General features: G+C 57.9%; 1 pseudogene. It reads right to left on the bottom strand.

Annotated features, from left to right (window positions below):
- Positions 1 to 264 precede the first annotated feature (264 nt).
- Positions 265 to 432: pseudogene (locus tag KHA85_RS18180) on the bottom strand (sterol desaturase family protein); the annotation flags it as partial.

Consider the following 432-nt stretch of genomic DNA (forward strand, 5'->3'; position numbering starts at 1 on the left):
GGTAATCGCACGCACCACGCGAAAACTTGACGACAAGGTAGCGGTATCACGCGTGATCAACCGTTAGCGCCCTTGCTCAGGTGAAGCCCACGAAAGACTGTGCAGCACATTGAAATTCAGACTACGTCCGACTGGGGCAAAATGGGCCCGGGTTCAATGCTGCCAGTCCGATGAAGACAGAAGTAGGTCAGAGGGGCGCGTGCCGTCGTTTTGACGACCGTCCGGTACACAGTGGTTAATCAGTAGATTCAGCAATCGTTTTCGTTATCGAGGTACAAACCGTCCGGATGCCGCAGCGGTGGTCGAGCTCGCCCTCACACCGTGCAGATTCTTGGCTGTCGGGGAGCTCGGTACCGTCGACTGGTCCGGGTACGTGCCGAGCAGCCGGTCGGCGGTTCCGGTGGTGGTGACGGTGAACCAGTAGTGTTCGTT

This window comes from Dietzia massiliensis (assembly GCF_018390595.1).
GTDB lineage: Bacteria > Actinomycetota > Actinomycetes > Mycobacteriales > Mycobacteriaceae > Dietzia > Dietzia massiliensis.